Here is a 612-nt window from a genome sequence, read left to right as displayed (position 1 = left end):
GGCCGAAGTCGTCAAACTAGCGGAAGGAGCCACCATCTCCTGCATCGTGGGGGACCGGTTTCGCCATGCCGAGTTTGTCGAGGCGATGCAGGGCGCTGGGCTGTCCCGCGTACCGTTCATCTGGCGCGGCTTCGGCTGGAAAGATGGCTCAGAAGACATCGAACGGTTCCGCCGCGCGCTGTTTGACGGGCATGTGCAAACCCGCCCCTCGCTGCTGCTGCGCTCTGCGATGGCCGATGCGATCACGCTTATCGACCCGGCCGGCAATCACAAGCTGGCAAAAGCTCGTTCGCTCGGTCGTATCGATGCGGCTGCGGCGGCAATCCTCGCAGTGGCGGAAGGCAACCGGCGAGCCGCAAGGCCAGTCAAGAAGGCGCGTGCCGCTTCATGGGTATGAAGAACGGTCGCGCCGGTTATTCCGTCTACCGTTCCGCGCAATGGCAAGCCCTTCGGCTCCAGGCCAAGCGCCGGGACGGTTTCAAATGCACCGGCTGCGGCGCCAGCGGACGGCTGGAGGTGCATCACAAGATTTCGGTGCGGCAGGCACCGGAACTAGCCTTTGACCTGGGCAACGTCACCTGCCTCTGCCCGACCTGCCACACCAAGCAGACA

Annotated in this window: 2 protein-coding genes; both read left to right on the top strand. The window is 64.1% G+C overall.

The annotated features are described in order from the left end of the window. The coding region (locus EH240_RS37315) for a terminase TerL endonuclease subunit (RefSeq protein WP_245436717.1) at positions 1-397 on the top strand (397 nt) is incomplete at its 5' end. Then, positions 388-612: HNH endonuclease (locus tag EH240_RS37310; protein ID WP_148101198.1), on the top strand; the 225-nt coding region annotated here is incomplete at its 3' end. The genes EH240_RS37315 and EH240_RS37310, both read left to right, overlap by 10 nt.

The sequence above is a fragment of the Mesorhizobium tamadayense genome, from assembly GCF_003863365.1.
Lineage (GTDB): Bacteria > Pseudomonadota > Alphaproteobacteria > Rhizobiales > Rhizobiaceae > Mesorhizobium > Mesorhizobium tamadayense.
The sequence above is the reverse complement of the archived record's forward strand: the minus strand, read 5'-3'. Positions and strand labels throughout refer to the sequence as shown.